We start from the raw sequence: 16695 nt of genomic DNA, 5'->3' as shown, positions 1-16695 counted from the left end.
CTTAGTGGAAATTTGGATTTATTTCACCTTACTTGCCGCGACCATGCAGGCAGTTAGAACCGCGGGACAAAAACACCTCTCAGGTAAGTTAAACGCCATGGCAACCACAGGCGTGCGTTATATTTACGCACTCCCGTTTGCCTGGGGTTATTTACTTTGGCTGTTAAGTTATAAGCAAATTGATGTACCTTCGCTTAATCATGACTTTTTAGGTTACGCTTTAATTGCTTGTGTTATGCAGATTATCGGTACGGCTTGCTTGGTTGCGGCCTTTCGTTATCGAAACTTTGCTGTTGCTACAAGCTTAGCGAAAACAGAAGCGATACAAGTGGCAATTTTCGGCGCTTTGTTGTTTTCTGCCCCCTTATCAGGTTTAGGCTGGCTCAGTGTTATTGTTGGTGTCGTTGGGGTGTTTTTAGTCTCTAAGGTTAAGTTTACCTTAAAAGAAGCTTTTAAAGGCTCTGATGCCATTCCTGGTATGGGCTTTGGCTTGGCAGCAGGTTTAGGTTTAGCGATCACTACTTTACTTATTCGAGAGTCGAGCTTAAGTCTGAATACCGATTTAATGGTCAGTGCAGCGGTTACCTTAGTGTTTATGATCACAGTGCAATCAGTAATTTCACTGCTATATGTTTATATTCAAGATAAAAGCCAATTACCTTTGATGGTTAAACATTGGCGTGTTTGTTTATTTGTCGGTGTAACCAGTGTTTTAGGCTCAATTGGTTGGTTTACCGGCGCAAGCTTTCAAAATGCTGCTTATGTTAAAGCGCTAGGACAAGTTGAATTCTTTATTACCTTGGCACTGACGTATCGTGTTTTTAAAGAAAAAATCACCTTTAAAGAATACTTAGGTATGTCATTAATTATATTCAGTGTGGTTATTTTGTTGCTTTGGGCATAAAGCGCAGATAATACTAAGTGAAATAGTGCATTCAATTGCTATAAACACTTGATTCATCTAGCCAGCAGGTTACACTGCGCCATAAGCTAACAATTGGAAATAACATTATGAAAATAGCAGATAAAACCGTCGTACACTTTCATTATTCATTAAAAGATGAGTCAGGGGAGCAATTAGAGTCTTCTCATGGTCATGAGCCAGTGGTTTATTTACACGGTGCAAATAACACGCTTGTTGGTCTTGAAAAGGCATTAACTGACAAAGAAGTGGGTGATAAGTTTTCTGTGACATTACAACCAGAAGAAGCGTATGGTGAGCGTAATGAAGAAGCGATCCAGCGTGTGCCAACTAAACATTTACTCGGTTTACCAAGTAAAAATGCTAAGTGGAAGCCGGGTATGATTGCTGTGGTTGAAACTGAGCAAGGCAAACGTCAAGTGACGGTTGTTAAAGTAGGTAAGTTTATGGTCACCTGTGATATTAACCCACCATTAGCGGGTAAAGTGATCACCTTTGATATTGAAGTGGTTGATGTGCGTGAAGCGACGGAAAAAGAAGTACAGCATGGTCATGTGCATAGCGCTGACAGTAGCTGTGAGCACGATCACTAAATCTCTCGTTTATAAGTAATTTTATATAGAGAAAAGCCTTAGCAGTTAAGCTGCTAAGGCTTTTTTATTTGCTAGGTAAAGCATTATTGTTGAAAGTTAAGCTCGCCAAAATGCTCTGGTCTGTGATAATCAGGCTCGGCAACATCAATAGGGTTCCATACCGCGTATTGTGGCTCGGTATCGCCACCACAGCGATAGAAGTTAGCAAACCATTTGTCACGATTAACGCAAGATTGCGTTATTTGTTCAATCACGCTAAATGGTAGGGTGATTTCAATTTGCCAATCAGTGTCATCACTTTGTGCGGATTTTACAGGGCTTTTTATTGAACTCGTGCGCTTTATCAATGCCGCTTGCGCTAAGCTAATAAATTCGCGATAGTTTCGATCAGGGCCATAAGCAATATGTAATGTGCCGCAGCAATTCACTTCTAAATTAATATATGCGCTGCCCAGAATACCGCTAGGGCTAAAGAAAAACTCTACACAGGAGTCTTCACAAATGAGCATGTGGTTAAGCTCTGTTTGCTTAGCAACACTGTATTTATCTTCAGCATGAATATGAATAAATAAATTGTCTTCATTGGCTGCTAATTTAATTGCTGTCTTTTGTTTTAGTCCGGTTTGATACCAAGGATATGAATCAATCACTAATGAGGGGATCGCTTGCCAGTTTGGATATGCTTGCTTTAGAGTGGTGACTGTGTAGTTTTTCATAGCTTACTTTTTGTCTGTTTCAACAACACTGAGAACATTAACTTGCGTTAAATCTATCATTTTCCAGCTAATATTAAAATCATAAAGGCTCATGCCGTATTGTTTTTCATCAAGTTTATCAGCTTTATAGGCAGGTCTAGGATCTTGCTTTAATACCTGCTCAATCAAGTTTGCTAAATCGGGATAGTGTGATTTAAATTGAGCAATTTGCGCTTTCGCAGCAGCGGTAAAATGTACACTAAGCTGTTTACTCGGTTGCTGTTGAGCAAAGCCTGCTTGTGCATCACTAAGGGCATCTGAGTAGGGCACATAAGGCTTAATATCGATAATGGGGGTTTTATCAAGCAAGTCTAAGCCTGATATATGTAAGACTACCTGTTTACTGTTATCTTCAACTTTATCGAGTTTTACCACCGACATGCCGATAGGGTTGGGTCTAAAGGTGGAGCGAGTTGCCAACACGCCAATTTTTTTATTACCGCCGAGTCTTGGAGGCCTAACTAAGGGCTTCCAGCCTTGATTTTGTGTGCCATGAAACACAAATAATAGCCATATATGACTATACTGCGCTAATTCTCTGACCATTTGTGGATCATTAGCTTCATTGCAAAGGATAACTTTGCCTTTGGCAGCACTCGCTAAGCCAGGCTGTCTTGGAATGGCAAATTTTTCTTTATAAGGAGATTCAATATAGGCAATTGGCGTTATTGCTATTGAGTCAGTTACAGCTGATGTCATGGCTATTGCTCTGCGCCGCTGTAGAACGAACGTCCATAACAAATGACTAAAGCATGACACTGTTTGGCATCATTACTTTGATTAAGCTCGGCTAACTTTTCAGGAGTTAATTGCGCACAACCAGAAAAGACTATGGCATTGGCGCCAAGGCTAAAAGCTTGCTGCCTTGCCTGTGTTCTGGCATTTATTTCATCAGGGGCTGCATGATGTGGTCTTTGCTGACAATCTTGTCCTTCCACGCCTTCAATGAATTTATATGGGCCTGGTATATTAGTTTCTTTCTCATATATGGTGACTTTGCTGGCGGAAAAGTACTGGTTAATATTATCTTTATCTAGGTTAGTTGATACCGCGTAATTGCTGCTACAACTAATGATGCCAGCGCAGCTTGCACTTAGGGTTACTAATTTAATCACTGATTTTAAATTCATTATTTAACTTTATTCTTGTGGTAGTGTTTTAAAAAATACAGGTTTTTTACCTGCGATCCAATAGTGAAATAAGCGATCTATGGTGTTATTTTTTTGCTTCATATAAATCCAATTGCGCATAAAGTTTTCAAAGGTAACATCATTAGTATTGATGGCAAATGCCATCGAAATTTCAGCAATGGCAGGTTTAGGTACAACCACGGTATAACCTGGGTGTAGCAGTGTCCATGCTGAGGCTGTTGGTGCGCCAAATAGCATGGCATCTATATGCTGATATTCTTCTCTAAAGAACAGTCGTGGTGTTGATATTTCCCATACCTTGGTATGGTCAAAATAACGGCTTACTAGGTTTTCACTAAAATACATCTCAGGTACGGCAACAATCAGCTCTGGGCGGTTAAATATGTTATCCCATTGAGTGAACTCTTTGCGTCTATCCTCTTTAACAATAAAAGCAAGCGATTGACTTGAGTAAGGCACTGTTAACGTGTATTGCTTCATATTGTTAGGCAAAACTGGCATGCCGGTAGTCATATCTAAATAACCCGAAGAGAGCAGAGATTTTGCTTGCTCGTGGAATATACGCACAAACTCAATTGAGACACCTAAATCGTCAGCAAGTAAGTTTATGATCTCAATATCAAAACCAACTAACTTGCCATCTTTGTTATGAAAAGCATACGGCAGATCATCTCTAAAATAACCAACACGGATAAAGCCACGTTTTTTAATGCGGCTAAGCACGTCACCTGTGGGTTGATTAGACATAATGCTGCTGTCGGGTTCGGTTAGTACTCTTGCTTTGGTGTCTAAAAGAATAAAGTCGCGGTCAATGAACTTGCTATAGCCTTGATATTGGTAGCTAATTTCACTAAAGGTAAAGCGAAGCGTAGTAAATACCAGTATGGAAATAAGCGGTAATGCAATGGCATATTTGATAAAGACAGGCCATTTAAAAGTGAGCTTATTAATAACGCTTGAAGCAATTAAGAGCACCAGGGAAGCAGAAAATATGACAGACAATAGCGAGTTTAGTCGCCCGATCATCAAATTTTCAGCGGCAAGGAATAAGTCAAACATTGAGGTAGGGACGTTAAATAAATCTAACAGGTTTGGAATGGCTAAGGTAGTTGAGCCAAACAGTTGCGCAATACCAAGTGTGGTTAAATTTAGATAATCTGTGCTATCGACTTGTGAGCCTGAAAACCAGGCAGCAAAGAGCGTAAATAAAATGGCGAGTAGCTTACCGCCAACAGGTAAGCTAAAGGTAATAGGCACAATAATACTGGGAATAGCACTGGTATCTTTTTTAACGGCATTATCATCAATATCATGGGTGAGCTGTTCGGCGATTAAGTGTTTAACTTTTTCCACGATTACCGGAATAACGGCAAAAAAGCTTCCTGTGGCAAAGGCTGTTAGCATAGCTTGTCGTGTTGTTCGTAATACTTGTTGATAAGTAAAGGGTGTCATTAAGGCAACAACAGCAGGTAAGATTACAAAACTTAATAAAGCAACGAGGGAAGCCGCAGTAGCTATGTAAACTACTAAACCGTCAATTTGAGAGCTATCTAGGGTTGCTGCTGCTCGTTGAGCAATAGCGAAAATACCAATAGGTGCAACGCGCATAACCAGTGAAGTAACATTAATAACAGCATTATTTAACCCTGTAAGTGCCAGTAAGGTATGTTTTTTGGCCTTTGCTTGCATTAAACCTATGCCAATTAGAATGCTAAAAACCACGACACTTGGCACTACGCCATAAGCAAAGGCATTAAAAGGATTTTTTGGAATAAACAAGTCAACCAAATTGACTTCAGCTTGTGTTTTTATGGTATTTAAACTGTAAAAATCTGCATTTTGCCAGGCAGGAAAGGCAATGGGCGCAAGCAATATAAAAGCAATGACAATAGCCATTAAACACAGTAAAAATAGCAAAGAATGCTTAGCCGCTGTGCCTATTTTATCGGGCGCTAAACCACCAAAGCCGATAATGAGTGATAACGCGATATAAGGTAAAGCGGTCATTTGCAGTGCTAAAACAAAGGCATTTGCCAAAGAGTCAACGCCGGGTAGTACGCCATCACTGTTAAAACCAATCAACAGGCCGAGTACCATCGCTGTAATGATTTTAGCTGAAAGCGGCAGTTTATTGAGAAAGGCTAATGGAGTTTTGCTAAACATAGGTGCTATCTGTAAGTTTGTTTAAAAATCTAAGTGATTTGCTAAAGTCATGTCATAAACAAAGTTATGTCATAAAAATAGAAAAGGTATCGAGACCTTGAAAAGTTTCGATACCTTTTGACAACATGAGCTAATGAATGGTTCGCAGCTGCGGTAAATATTACTTAACGCGCATACCCGCTTTAGCGCCATCATCAGGGTTAAGGATCCAAAGATCTTCACCACCAGGACCTGCTGCTAGTACCATGCCTTCTGACATACCAAAGCGCATTTTACGTGGTGCTAAATTCGCTACCATAACCGTGTGCTTACCAATTAAGTCTTCTGGCTGATAGGCTGACTTGATACCGGCAAAAACTTGTCTTGTTTCTTTGCCTTCATCATCAAGGCCTAACGTTAATTTAAGCAGCTTGTCTGCCTTTTCAACGTGTTCAGCATTGATTATTTTGGCAATACGTAAATCTACTTTAGCGAAATCATCAAATTGAATTTCTTCTGAGATAGGATCAGCTGCTAATGGGTTTGCTAAAGCTGCTGAATTATCAGCGGCTGGCTTGGCCTGCTTTTTAGCTTTCTTAGTCTCTGCTTTTTTCTCATCTTTTGCCGATAAGCTTTCTTTTGACGCATCTGTCATGGCATTAATTTTGTCCATGTCGACACGTTGTAATAAGGCTTTAAACTTATTGATTTTATGGTTAGTTAATAAGGTTTTATGGCCTTCCCATAATAATTCATCATTTAAGAAGCCTTCGGTACTTTCTGCAAGTTTAGGTAGTACTGGCTTTAAGTAGGTCATTAACGTGCGGAACATATTGATACCTAATGAACAGATATCTTGCACTTCTTGCTGCTTAGTTTCATCTTTAACTAATTGCCACGGCTCTTTCACGGCAATGTATTCGTTTACTTTATCTGCTAACGCCATAATCTCGCGCATTGCACGGCCAAAATCACGTGCTTCATAATGAGCTGCTATGCTATCGCCAGCATTCATGACTTCATCAGCAAGTGCTTGATCGTCAATGTTGCTTGATAACATGCCATCAAAGCGTTTGCTAATAAAACCAGCACAACGAGAGGCAATATTAACGACTTTACCGACTAGATCAGAGTTAACACGTTGGGCGAAATCTTCAAGATTTAAGTCTAAATCATCAATACGATGCGTTAGTTTTGCTGCATAGTAGTAGCGTAAATACTCTGGGTTTAAATGTTCTAAATAAGTACGGCCTTTAATAAAAGTACCTTTTGATTTAGACATTTTAGCGCCATTAACGGTAACAAAACCGTGCGCATAGACTGATGTCGGCTTACGATAGCCTGAGCCTTCTAACATAGCAGGCCAGAATAAACTATGGAAATAGATGATGTCTTTACCGATAAAGTGGTAAAGCTCAGCGTCTGAATTTTCATGCCAAAAGCTGTCAAAATCGATTTCTGGTTTTTTATTACAGAGGTTTTTAAAACTACCCATATAACCAATAGGTGCATCTAACCAGACATAGAAAAACTTACCTGGCGCATTGGGAATTTCAAAACCAAAATAAGGCGCATCACGGCTAATATCCCACTGCTGTAAGCCAGACTCGAACCATTCCGCTAACTTGTTGGCCATTTCATCTTGTAAGGCACCGCTTCGCGTCCAATCTTTTAACATTTGCTCAAATGCAGGCAAATCAAAGAAGTAATGTTCAGAATCTTTTAATACCGGCGTAGCGCCAGAGACAACAGAACGCGGGTTGAGCACTTCTGTTGGTGAATAGGTTGCACCGCAATCATCACAACTATCGCCATTTTGATCTTCACTCTTACACTTTGGACAAGTGCCTTTAACAAAGCGATCTGGTAAAAACATACCTTTTTCAGGATCGTACAATTGTGAAATAGTACGGGTTTTTATATGACCATTGGCGTGTAAGCGATTGTATATTTCTGTGGCAAAAGCTTGGTTTTCTTCACTGTGTGTTGAGTGATAGTTATCAAAGCTAATATGAAAATCAGCAAAATCTGCCATATGTTCTTCACGTACAGCATTGATCATTTCTTCTGGGCTAATACCAAGCTCTTGTGCTTTTAACATGATTGGCGTGCCATGCGCATCATCGGCACAAACAAAGTAAGTTTCGTGGCCGCGCATACGTTGAAAACGCACCCAAATGTCCGTTTGAATATGTTCTAAAAGATGCCCTAAATGGATTGAGCCATTGGCATAAGGCAGGGCACAAGTGACTAAAATTTTACGTTTTGATGATGAATTTGCTTCAGACATGAATTATTCGTATTTTTTTGATGGTAATAATGGCTGCAATAGTACAGAATTTAGCGATTATTCTCAATTGCTATTTCCCTTGGTAAAGACTATGTTTGGTAAATTATTTTCCCGCGATACTCATGATAAAAATAAAAAAAAATCTCATACACAAACTTCACGTGCTGACTCTGATAACAATGACCTAGTTATGGATGAACCAGCGTCGTTGCATCTTATTGAAGAAACCTTGTCGCAATATCAGTCTGAGTTATTTCCACAAGGGGTATTAAACCTTAGCCAAAACTTTTCAATCGATTATGGTAAAGAAATCACCGTGCATTTAGTTATGCCATTTCCCTGTCAAGGAGAGTTAGATGAGCTGGCAGTGAGTTTATCTAAAGCATTAAATAAACCTGTTGTAATTGATGTTAGCTTAAAGATAAAACAAGTACGTAAGTTTGCTCTCAATGGTAGTGCAGACAATATTGCTAATATTATTGCGATTGCTTCAGGTAAAGGCGGTGTTGGTAAATCAACCACGACAGTTAATCTAGCTTATGCCTTGATGAGTGAAGGGGCACGTGTTGGTATTTTAGATGCTGATATTTATGGTCCATCGATTCCAACCATGCTAGGTCTTAAAAATCAAAAACCTACCTCAAAAGATGGCAAATTAATGACGCCATTAGATGGTCATGGTTTAGCGGCTATGTCGATAGGCTTTTTAGTGGATGAAGATGATGCCACCGTTTGGCGTGGCCCTATGGCAAGCTCGGCCTTTAACCAATTATTAAATGAAACGGCTTGGCCTGAGCTGGATTACTTACTTATTGATATGCCTCCTGGTACTGGAGATATTCAATTAACCCTCGCACAAAAAGTACCTGTTGCTGCATCTGTTATTGTTACCACCCCACAAGATATAGCGCTAATTGATGCTTCAAAAGGTGTTGCTATGTTCGATAAGGTACAAGTTCCCGTTTTAGGTATAGTTGAGAATATGAGCTATCACTTATGCGAAAACTGTGGTCACCAAAGCCATATATTTGGTGAAGCGGGCGGTGAAAAAATGGCGAGTAAAAATGGTACTCAGTTGCTGGGGCAATTACCATTAAACATTGATATTAGACGAGATGCTGATATGGGCAGCGCTAATATAAAAACAAATAGCACTGGTGAAATAGCAAAGCAATATCGTAAAATAGCGCGCAATATTGCTGGACAGTTATTTTTGCAATGCGATAATGCCAGCCCATTAACACCAGATGTTTCTATAACCCTACAAAAAGACCAATAATACAAGACTTAGCTTATGAGATTATGTGATAAAGATATTGAACAATTTTTAGATGAAGAGCGCATTGTTATTTCACCTAAACCTGATACATCAATGATTTCTGGAGTCAGTGTTGATATTCGCTTGGGTAATGAATTTCGCGTATTTCAGGATCATACCGCACCTTATATTGATTTAAGCGGTCCAAAAGCCGAAGTACAACAGGCGATGAATTCAGTGATGAGTGAAGAGGTCTTTATAGAGGATGGAGAGGCGTTCTTTTTACATCCAGGCGAGCTTGCATTGGCAGTAACTTATGAGTCAGTGACATTGCCGGATGATATTGTTGGCTGGCTAGATGGTCGTTCATCATTAGCTCGTTTAGGTTTGATGGTACATGTAACCGCACATCGTATTGATCCCGGCTGGTCTGGGCAAATTGTTTTAGAGTTTTATAATAGTGGTAAGCTACCTTTAGCCTTACGCCCTAAAATGAAGATAGCTGCGCTAAACTTTGAAACTATGTCAGGTAGTGCCTTACGTCCATATAATAAGCGTGATGATGCCAAGTACAAAGATCAAAAAGGTGCGGTAGCAAGTCGTATCAGCCAAGATGATACAACAGAGTAGCTTAAACTATTGAGCAAATGAAAACGCCTAGCATTAGCTAGGCGTCAGATTACTGACAAACCCCGTCATTCTGTTCGGGGTTTGTCTTTTATGAGCAGCCGTAGGCTGCGATCTCGATATTTTTCTAGCCACGTCTTTTCTATTTTATTTGGTTTTTCTGGACTTGTTTGGGGCTTATCTTCCCTATTTGGCGTGTTAATGTCTCGAATTGAGCTTTTAAAGGGCTATCCTTTTTAGATTGCCATTATTTGGGGAATATTTGATAGCGTCATTGCTATCTTCTTCATATTTTGTGCTGCCGCAGCCATATATGCTTGCATTTGAACATTATGCTTACCTCGGTATCTTGCATACCTGTGACCATGGTGTTGCTTTGCATCAGCAAAACTTCTTTCAACGGTTTCGCATCGTCGTTTGTAAAGGTATTTACCAAGGCTTGTTAAGCGAAATTCATTAGCCCGATCTTGACTCGCAGCCATTACGTGGCGTGTTATCACTTTCTTATGACTTTTACTCTTAGTGCAATCTTTTAATTGAGGGCAATTAACGCATACCTTGGGGTCAGAATGATATTCTCGGTAACCCTCTCGACTGGTGGTCGAGTAGATTAACGTTTGCTCTTGCGGGCAGGTATACGTATCTGCTTTCTCGTCGTATTTGAAGTGCTTTTTCTTAATGGCATTCTTCGTTCGTGAAGGACGACGGTAACCAAACACCCCTTGGATGTTACGTTGTTCCAGATTAAAACAGACGGGCGCTGTGAAGTAGCCTGCATCAATACCAACAAATTCAGGGGATAGTGCAAAGCGATTTTCAATGGCATCAAGGCGAGCAATGTATGGTTGAGAATCGTGGACATTACCTGGCGTAATATGCGTATCTACAATAATGTTATAGTCGTTATCTACGGTTCTGTGGTCTAGGTAGAAAAAACCTTTTGGCTTTTCATCTCGGTGCATATAACCGCTATCACTATCGGTTTTACTTACCTTATTCCGCTTTATCTCACAATAGCCTTTATCCTTGAGTGGCTTTTTTCCAGCCGCTTTACGGTCTGCCTCCACAGCTTTGTTGATTTGCTTAATATAGGCACTGGTTGAGACGGGTTTGAGCTTGTTGGTGAACTTTCGTTTATTGGCGTTTGCTTTTAAGTGTGTGCTGTCGGTGAATAAGGTTTTGCCCCCAACTAGACCATGTTTAATGGCTTGTTGGACGATGTGATTAAATATACGTTCAAATACATCTGTGCCATTGAAACGACGAATACGATTTTGACTAAGTGTTGAGGCATCGATAACTTTCTCGGTAAGCCCCATGCGGAGAAACCATCGATACGCGACATTTACTTCGATGTCTTTGATGATTTGGCGCTCACTTTTAATACCAAATAAGTACCCAAGTAGCATAATTTTAAATAGCTGGACTGGCTCCACCGGAGGACGACCATTATCAGTGCAATATAAGTCTTTGACTTCATCTCGAATAAACTCAAAGTCAATATACTTATCGAGTTTACGAACTAGATGGTTGGCTGGAACTAACTGGTCTAGCGTGACCATTTCGAGTTCATGTTGTTGCGGGGAAGGTTCTCTTAACATGGTTAATTTTTGTAATTTTCCATGTTTTTATTAGATCAAAGTCCTAGACTACTGTCTAGGACTTTGTCATCAGTCTGACGCCTAGCATTAGCTAGGCGTTTTTCGTTTAACTGTTTGATTCAGCAGTATTAGCTTTAGAAGATTGAGCAATATTGGCAAATTTGTTGATACAACTTTCCAAGGCATTAATCAGTTTTTCTTTATCATGATGATGAGGGATATGCTTGTGTACTAAATCTTGGTGATGGATATTTACTCTATCTGACTTCATGCTGTCATCTTGGGTAATAACACTATCTATTGGCATACTGCCAATATTATCTTCAATCCAAGTTAGCTTTTCATCAATAGTCATATTAGCAGCAGGGCTTTGTTCAGCAACTATGTTGTCGATAAAAACACAATGGCCTTTACGATTGATAATTGCTTTACTGATATCGCGCACAAGTAAAGGCGGGATAACACTGGTTAAAAAGCTGCCTGGCCCTAAAATAATCAGATCTGCATTAGTTATGGCTTGGATACTAGCTGGGCTTGCTTTAACAAGTGGGGCTAGCATTAAGTTTTTTGGCATAATCGGCATATCATCAACAGAAAGCTCACCCAATCGACATCGACCCTCTGGGTAGAAGGCCATTAAATCCGTTGGTGTTTCTGACATAGGTAATACCTGTGTTTTAACACGTAGCATTCGACGTACTAGGTTAATAGAGTCCAATGGGGATGATTGCATTTGCTCTAGCGCATACAGTATTAAGTTACCTAGGTTATGGCCACTTAAGCCATCATTGCCATCAAAACGAAAGTTAAAGAGTTGATTACCAATAGCACCTTTATCAGCAAGCTGGGTTAAGCAATTGCGTAAATCACCCCAAGCAATAGTAGAGCTGCGTTTTCGTAACTTGCCGGTTGAGCCACCATTATCTGTTGTGGTAACAATACCGGTTAATTTATTTCCCATAAAGGAAAGCGTTAGTAGTACACGACCTAAACCGTGTCCGCCGCCAATGGCGACGATGTTAAGCTTTTTCAGCTGCATAATTTTTTCTTTCATTAAACCTAAGAGGTCAGATGTGCAAACAATAGCGCTAATCGATAGATAAATAAAGGTGATGACAAGGTAAAAGTGTTAGTTGCTTGTTATTTGATAATATTGAAATGTAAATGTAGGGAAGGGGAGATTTATTTACACGGTTGTTTTTTGCTCAATCTTAACAAACGCTTAGGTAATATTTAACCAAATTGATGTTTAAGTGATCAGAATTTCAAAATATCAAAAAAAACAGCAATTTTTTTAAAATAACTGTTGACAGTTTAAGGGGGCGTGCTTAGAATGCGCCTCGTTTTCAGCAAGTGTTAGGTCCACATGCAGAAGATAGAACATTTATAAACTATTAGGCCAGTTTTTAAATGTTAACCGTTTTTATAAAACGGGGCTATAGCTCAGCTGGGAGAGCGCTTCGCTGGCAGCGAAGAGGTCTGCGGTTCGATCCCGCATAGCTCCACCATAGATTTTATGACAAGTGCATAAAAAGTCAGGATAACTGACCGATAGTTTATTGTGTCCCTATCGTCTAGAGGCCTAGGACACCGCCCTTTCACGGCGGTAACAGGGGTTCGAATCCCCTTAGGGATGCCACTTTTATTAAGTGCAACAAGTTATGGTATGTTTTAACTTACTTTGCCTGTAGGGCGGGGTAATTAGAGGTTTGATTATTACAGCTTTACCGCTAGAATTAATCAAATCACCAGAAATATCTGGTAGATAGTTTTACTGAGCAATCAGTTTGTGTCCCTATCGTCTAGAGGCCTAGGACACCGCCCTTTCACGGCGGTAACAGGGGTTCGAATCCCCTTAGGGATGCCACTTATTCTTTATGAATCCAGGGCTTGCACTGGTAAAACAGCAAGGTTTAGACTGCTATATTAAGCTTGCTTTATATAGTTATACTAAGATTACCATAAGGTACTTAGTAGATAGTTTACTGAGCAATCAGTTTGTGTCCCTATCGTCTAGAGGCCTAGGACACCGCCCTTTCACGGCGGTAACAGGGGTTCGAATCCCCTTAGGGATGCCACTTATTCTTTATGAATCCAGGGCTTGCACTGGCAAAACAGCAGGGTTTAGACTGCTATATTAAGCTTGCTTTATATAGTTATACTAAGATTACCATAAGGTACTTAGTAGATAGTTTACTGAGTAATCAGTTTGTGTCCCTATCGTCTAGAGGCCTAGGACACCGCCCTTTCACGGCGGTAACAGGGGTTCGAATCCCCTTAGGGATGCCACTCTTTTCATTGAGAGTGAAACTTAAGTGAAGCATAGAAAGCCTACGCAATAATTATTATTGCGTAGGCTTTTTTGCGTTTGCCTGCTGAAAACTTCGTTCACTATTCTTGCCACTTCTTTAAAATGGCTAAATCACCAATATTGTCGACAATTATACTTAAGTCTACTTGTTTATTATAATTATTTCGTTATGATTAACGGTATTGAAATTATGTGTCGACAATATTAAAGGTTTTTATAGTCACAGATGTTTATAGATAACCCAACCAAACAAGCCGCTGTTACCACAGCAGATAAAGTATTTGAGCAAATGCAACATGCCATTGTAGAAGGTGATATTGCCCCAGGTATTAAGATCAGCGAGCCAGAGCTAGCCAAGCATTATCAAATTAGTCGCTCTACCTTAAGAGAAGCACTTAATCGACTAGAGAAATGTCACCTGATTGAACGTAAAGCCAATATAGGCTCACGTGTTGTGGATTGCACCATTGAAGGTTTGCTTGAGCTTTATATTACTCGTGAAGCACTTGAAGGTATGGCATGTCGACAGGCAGCACTGAATATGACCGACGAAGAAATCGCTTCGATGCGTGAAATGTTAGTGCAGCATAGCAAAGCTAAGGAGCTGCAAGAAGGGGTTGCATATTATCAAGAAGAGGGTGATTTGGACTTTCACTATAAAGTGATCCTGGGTAGTCATAATCAGCAATTGATTAATCTGATTTGTGGGCAGCTTTATCATCTAGTGCGTATGTATCGATTTCAATTTGGTATGCACAGTGCACGTGCTAGCCGTGCTTTTGATGAACACTCTCACATTTTACAAGCCATCAGTGATCGTGATGGTGAGTTAGCTGAAATGTTGATGAGGCGACATATTGCCGCTTCACGTAAAAATATTGAACAAAAAATCGCGCTGCAAAATGACAGCGAAGCACAATAATAGTTACTTAATAACGAGGAATAATCATGTCAGAAAAATTATCTCCGGGTGCGAAGTTTCGTTTAGCTTTGCAAAATAATAAGCCGCTGCAAGTGGTCGGCACAATCAATGCCTACTGCGCCATGATGGCTGAGCAATTAGGTCATCAAGCCATTTACTTATCAGGTGGTGGGGTCGCAAATGCATCATATGGCTTACCAGATCTTGGCATGACCTCATTAAATGATGTGATTGCTGATGTACAACGCATTACTTCTGCATCAAGCCTACCTTTATTAGTGGATATTGATACCGGCTGGGGCGGTGCTTTTAATATTGCCAAAACCATTCGTGATATGGAAAAAGCAGGTGCTGCTGCCGTACATATTGAAGATCAAGTGGCGCAAAAGCGCTGTGGACATAGACCAAATAAAGAGATTGTTAGCACAGAAGAGATGGTTGATCGCATTAAAGCTGCGGTTGATGCTAGAACGGATAATGATTTTTTCATTATGGCGCGTACTGATGCCTTTGCTCAAGAGGGCTTAGAAGCCGCGCTAGAAAGAGCAAAAGCTTATGTCGCAGCGGGTGCCGATGGCATTTTTGCCGAGGCGGTGAAAACAGAAGAGCATTATCGCGCCTTTAGCCAAGCACTTGATGTACCTGTGTTAGCGAATATTACCGAGTTTGGTCAAACTGAATTATGGAATAAAGAGCAGTTAGGCGAATGGGGCTGTGCTATGGTGTTGTATCCATTATCAGCGTTTCGTGCCATGAATAAGGCGGCTGAATCTGTGTATAAGACCTTGTTAAATGATGGCGATCAAAAGGCAGAAATCGATAACATGCAAACCCGTATGGAATTATATGATTACCTTGGTTATCACGATTATGAACAAAAATTAGATTCGTTGTTTGCTGAAGGAAAAAACAAATAATAATCAGCAATAAGTTTGAAAAATGAATATTAAAAGATATGAGGAAAGAACAATGGTTGATAAAAAATTAGGAGGCGCAGGCCTTCGTGGTCAAAGTGCTGGTGAAACATCATTATGTACAGTAGGTAAATCAGGTAGTGGTTTAACTTATTGTGGTTATGATGTCTCAGATTTAGCTGATAATGCTACCTTTGAAGAAGTCGCTTACTTACTGTTTAATGGTGAATTACCAACGCTAGATCAATTAGCCACGTATAAAACAGAATTAACGGCAATGCGTGACTTGCCGCAAGCATTAAAAGAAGTGCTACAACGTATTCCGGCAGACGCTCATCCTATGGATGTTATGCGTACGGGTTGTTCTTTTTTAGGTAATATTGAGCCAGAAAATGATTTTAGCGAGCAAAACCGCGCCGCTAATCGATTGCTTGCCGCATTTCCAGCCATTATGTGTTATTGGTACCGTTACTCTCATGATGGCGTAGAGATTGATTGCACAACCGATGAAGAATCATTAGGTGGTCATTTCTTAAAATTATTAAATGGTGAAACACCATCTGAGCAACATAGACGTGTGATGGATGTTTCACTTATTTTGTATGCTGAGCATGAGTTTAACGCCTCTACCTTTACTGCACGCGTATGTGCTTCTACCTTATCAGATATGTTCTCTTGTATTACTGGTGCTATTGGTACGTTACGCGGTCCTTTACATGGCGGTGCTAATGAAGCGGCGATGGATATGATTGAGAAATTCAAATCGCCTGAAGATGCCAAAGAGCAAATGGCAGGTATGTTAGCGCGCAAAGAAAAGATTATGGGCTTTGGTCATGCGATTTATCGTACCTCAGATCCTCGTAATGTCATTATTAAAGCCTGGTCTGAAAAACTTGCCAAAGAAAATGGTGATACCTCGCTTTATGATATTTCAGTGGCCTGTGAAGAGTATATGTGGGATACCAAAAAACTATTTTGTAATGCCGATTTCTTCCATGCGTCGACCTATAACTATATGGGAATTCCTACCAAGTTATTTACGCCAATATTTGTTTGTTCACGCTTAACTGGTTGGGCTGCACACGTTATGGAGCAAAGATCGAATAACCGTATTATTCGTCCAAGTGCTGATTACACAGGTTCAGAGCCTAGAAAAGTTGTACCGATAGCACAGCGTTAATCGTTAGGCGCCACTTTCGATAAGGCAAA

14 protein-coding genes and 5 tRNA genes are annotated in these 16695 nt (G+C 40.2%); 12 read left to right on the top strand and 7 right to left on the bottom strand.

Annotation, left to right across the window (positions count from 1 at the left end; translation table 11 throughout):
- The first annotated feature begins 4 nt into the window (after positions 1-4).
- Both EMK97_RS02680 and EMK97_RS02675 read left to right on the top strand, forming a co-directional pair.
- On the top strand, positions 5-904 hold the full coding sequence (locus EMK97_RS02680) for a DMT family transporter (protein WP_130599196.1): 900 nt from the start codon (positions 5-7) through the stop codon (positions 902-904).
- A gap of 107 nt (positions 905-1011) precedes the next feature.
- Positions 1012-1515 carry an FKBP-type peptidyl-prolyl cis-trans isomerase gene (locus EMK97_RS02675; RefSeq protein WP_130599194.1) on the top strand — a complete coding sequence of 168 codons (504 nt, stop codon included), beginning with the start codon at positions 1012-1014 and terminating at the stop codon, positions 1513-1515.
- 83 nt (positions 1516-1598) lie between these two features.
- On the opposite strand, the gene EMK97_RS02670 is transcribed toward EMK97_RS02675, so the two are convergent.
- The 5 genes from EMK97_RS02670 to metG form a co-directional block, all read right to left on the bottom strand.
- Positions 1599-2231, bottom strand: coding sequence for a carbohydrate-binding family 9-like protein (locus tag EMK97_RS02670; RefSeq protein WP_130599192.1), 633 nt, complete (start codon positions 2229-2231; stop codon positions 1599-1601).
- A 3-nt stretch (positions 2232-2234) separates the two neighbouring features.
- Positions 2235-2969 carry a tRNA (N6-threonylcarbamoyladenosine(37)-N6)-methyltransferase TrmO gene (gene tsaA, locus EMK97_RS02665; RefSeq protein ID WP_130599190.1) on the bottom strand — a complete coding sequence of 245 codons (735 nt, stop codon included), beginning with the start codon at positions 2967-2969 and terminating at the stop codon, positions 2235-2237.
- 2 nt (positions 2970-2971) lie between these two features.
- On the bottom strand, positions 2972-3400 hold the full coding sequence (gene rcsF / locus EMK97_RS02660; RefSeq protein ID WP_130599188.1) for an Rcs stress response system protein RcsF: 429 nt from the start codon (positions 3398-3400) through the stop codon (positions 2972-2974).
- 9 nt (positions 3401-3409) lie between these two features.
- Complete coding sequence (locus tag EMK97_RS02655) at positions 3410-5584, bottom strand: cation:dicarboxylate symporter family transporter (RefSeq protein ID WP_130599186.1); 2175 nt, start codon at positions 5582-5584, stop codon at positions 3410-3412.
- 160 nt (positions 5585-5744) lie between these two features.
- Complete coding sequence (gene metG / locus EMK97_RS02650; protein ID WP_130599184.1) at positions 5745-7853, bottom strand: methionine--tRNA ligase; 2109 nt, start codon at positions 7851-7853, stop codon at positions 5745-5747.
- Between metG and apbC the strand changes: the two genes are divergently transcribed.
- Positions 7810-9132: an iron-sulfur cluster carrier protein ApbC gene (apbC, locus tag EMK97_RS02645; protein WP_246028863.1), complete on the top strand. Its 1323-nt coding sequence runs from the start codon at positions 7810-7812 to the stop codon at positions 9130-9132. The two genes, metG and apbC, sit on opposite strands and share 44 nt — an antisense overlap.
- A 15-nt stretch (positions 9133-9147) precedes the next feature.
- Positions 9148-9741 (top strand): dCTP deaminase, encoded by a 594-nt coding sequence (gene dcd / locus EMK97_RS02640; protein WP_130599182.1) that lies wholly within the window; start codon positions 9148-9150, stop codon positions 9739-9741.
- 233 nt (positions 9742-9974) lie between these two features.
- On the opposite strand, the gene EMK97_RS02635 is transcribed toward dcd, so the two are convergent.
- Both EMK97_RS02635 and EMK97_RS02630 read right to left on the bottom strand, forming a co-directional pair.
- Entirely contained in the window at positions 9975-11339 is a 1365-nt protein-coding gene (locus EMK97_RS02635) for an IS1182 family transposase (protein WP_130598561.1), read from the bottom strand.
- Positions 11340-11445: 106 nt separating this feature from the next.
- The gene (locus tag EMK97_RS02630) at positions 11446-12393 is read right to left on the bottom strand and encodes a gluconeogenesis factor YvcK family protein (protein WP_246028862.1); all 948 of its coding nucleotides are present in this window, start codon (positions 12391-12393) and stop codon (positions 11446-11448) included.
- 378 nt (positions 12394-12771) lie between these two features.
- Here EMK97_RS02630 and EMK97_RS02625 point away from each other — a divergent pair.
- The 8 genes from EMK97_RS02625 (at position 12772) to prpC (ending at position 16666) form a co-directional block, all read left to right on the top strand.
- A tRNA-Ala gene (locus EMK97_RS02625) sits at positions 12772-12847 on the top strand.
- A 55-nt stretch (positions 12848-12902) separates the two neighbouring features.
- Positions 12903-12978, top strand: a tRNA-Glu gene (locus EMK97_RS02620).
- Positions 12979-13130: 152 nt separating this feature from the next.
- Positions 13131-13206 (top strand) — tRNA-Glu (locus EMK97_RS02615).
- Between the two features lie 135 nt (positions 13207-13341).
- Positions 13342-13417, top strand: a tRNA-Glu gene (locus EMK97_RS02610).
- A gap of 135 nt (positions 13418-13552) precedes the next feature.
- A tRNA-Glu gene (locus tag EMK97_RS02605) sits at positions 13553-13628 on the top strand.
- A 248-nt stretch (positions 13629-13876) separates the two neighbouring features.
- A complete protein-coding gene (locus EMK97_RS02600; RefSeq protein WP_130599180.1) occupies positions 13877-14572 on the top strand; it encodes a GntR family transcriptional regulator in 696 nt (231 codons plus the stop codon).
- A 26-nt stretch (positions 14573-14598) separates the two neighbouring features.
- Positions 14599-15489: a methylisocitrate lyase gene (prpB, locus tag EMK97_RS02595; protein WP_130599178.1), complete on the top strand. Its 891-nt coding sequence runs from the start codon at positions 14599-14601 to the stop codon at positions 15487-15489.
- Positions 15490-15541: 52 nt separating this feature from the next.
- Entirely contained in the window at positions 15542-16666 is a 1125-nt protein-coding gene (gene prpC, locus EMK97_RS02590) for a bifunctional 2-methylcitrate synthase/citrate synthase (RefSeq protein ID WP_130599176.1), read from the top strand.
- Positions 16667-16695 lie beyond the last annotated feature (29 nt).

Origin of the sequence: Litorilituus sediminis (assembly GCF_004295665.1) — a bacterium.
Taxonomy (GTDB): domain Bacteria; phylum Pseudomonadota; class Gammaproteobacteria; order Enterobacterales; family Alteromonadaceae; genus Colwellia; species Colwellia sediminis.
This window is presented reverse-complemented; position numbering and strand designations above follow the sequence as displayed.

Bases quoted from the DNA above. Each gene is read 5' to 3' on its own strand.
- EMK97_RS02675 (WP_130599194.1), top strand. From the start codon at position 1,012: ATGAAAATAGCAGATAAAACCGTCGTACACTTTCATTATTCATTAAAA.
- EMK97_RS02670 (WP_130599192.1), bottom strand. From the start codon at position 2,231: ATGAAAAACTACACAGTCACCACTCTAAAGCAAGCATATCCAAACTGG.
- tsaA (WP_130599190.1), bottom strand. From the start codon at position 2,969: ATGACATCAGCTGTAACTGACTCAATAGCAATAACGCCAATTGCCTAT.
- rcsF (WP_130599188.1), bottom strand. From the start codon at position 3,400: ATGAATTTAAAATCAGTGATTAAATTAGTAACCCTAAGTGCAAGCTGC.
- EMK97_RS02655 (WP_130599186.1), bottom strand. From the start codon at position 5,584: ATGTTTAGCAAAACTCCATTAGCCTTTCTCAATAAACTGCCGCTTTCA.
- metG (WP_130599184.1), bottom strand. From the start codon at position 7,853: ATGTCTGAAGCAAATTCATCATCAAAACGTAAAATTTTAGTCACTTGT.
- dcd (WP_130599182.1), top strand. From the start codon at position 9,148: ATGAGATTATGTGATAAAGATATTGAACAATTTTTAGATGAAGAGCGC.
- EMK97_RS02635 (WP_130598561.1), bottom strand. From the start codon at position 11,339: ATGTTAAGAGAACCTTCCCCGCAACAACATGAACTCGAAATGGTCACG.
- EMK97_RS02630 (WP_246028862.1), bottom strand. From the start codon at position 12,393: ATGAAAGAAAAAATTATGCAGCTGAAAAAGCTTAACATCGTCGCCATT.
- EMK97_RS02600 (WP_130599180.1), top strand. From the start codon at position 13,877: ATGTTTATAGATAACCCAACCAAACAAGCCGCTGTTACCACAGCAGAT.
- prpB (WP_130599178.1), top strand. From the start codon at position 14,599: ATGTCAGAAAAATTATCTCCGGGTGCGAAGTTTCGTTTAGCTTTGCAA.
- prpC (WP_130599176.1), top strand. From the start codon at position 15,542: ATGGTTGATAAAAAATTAGGAGGCGCAGGCCTTCGTGGTCAAAGTGCT.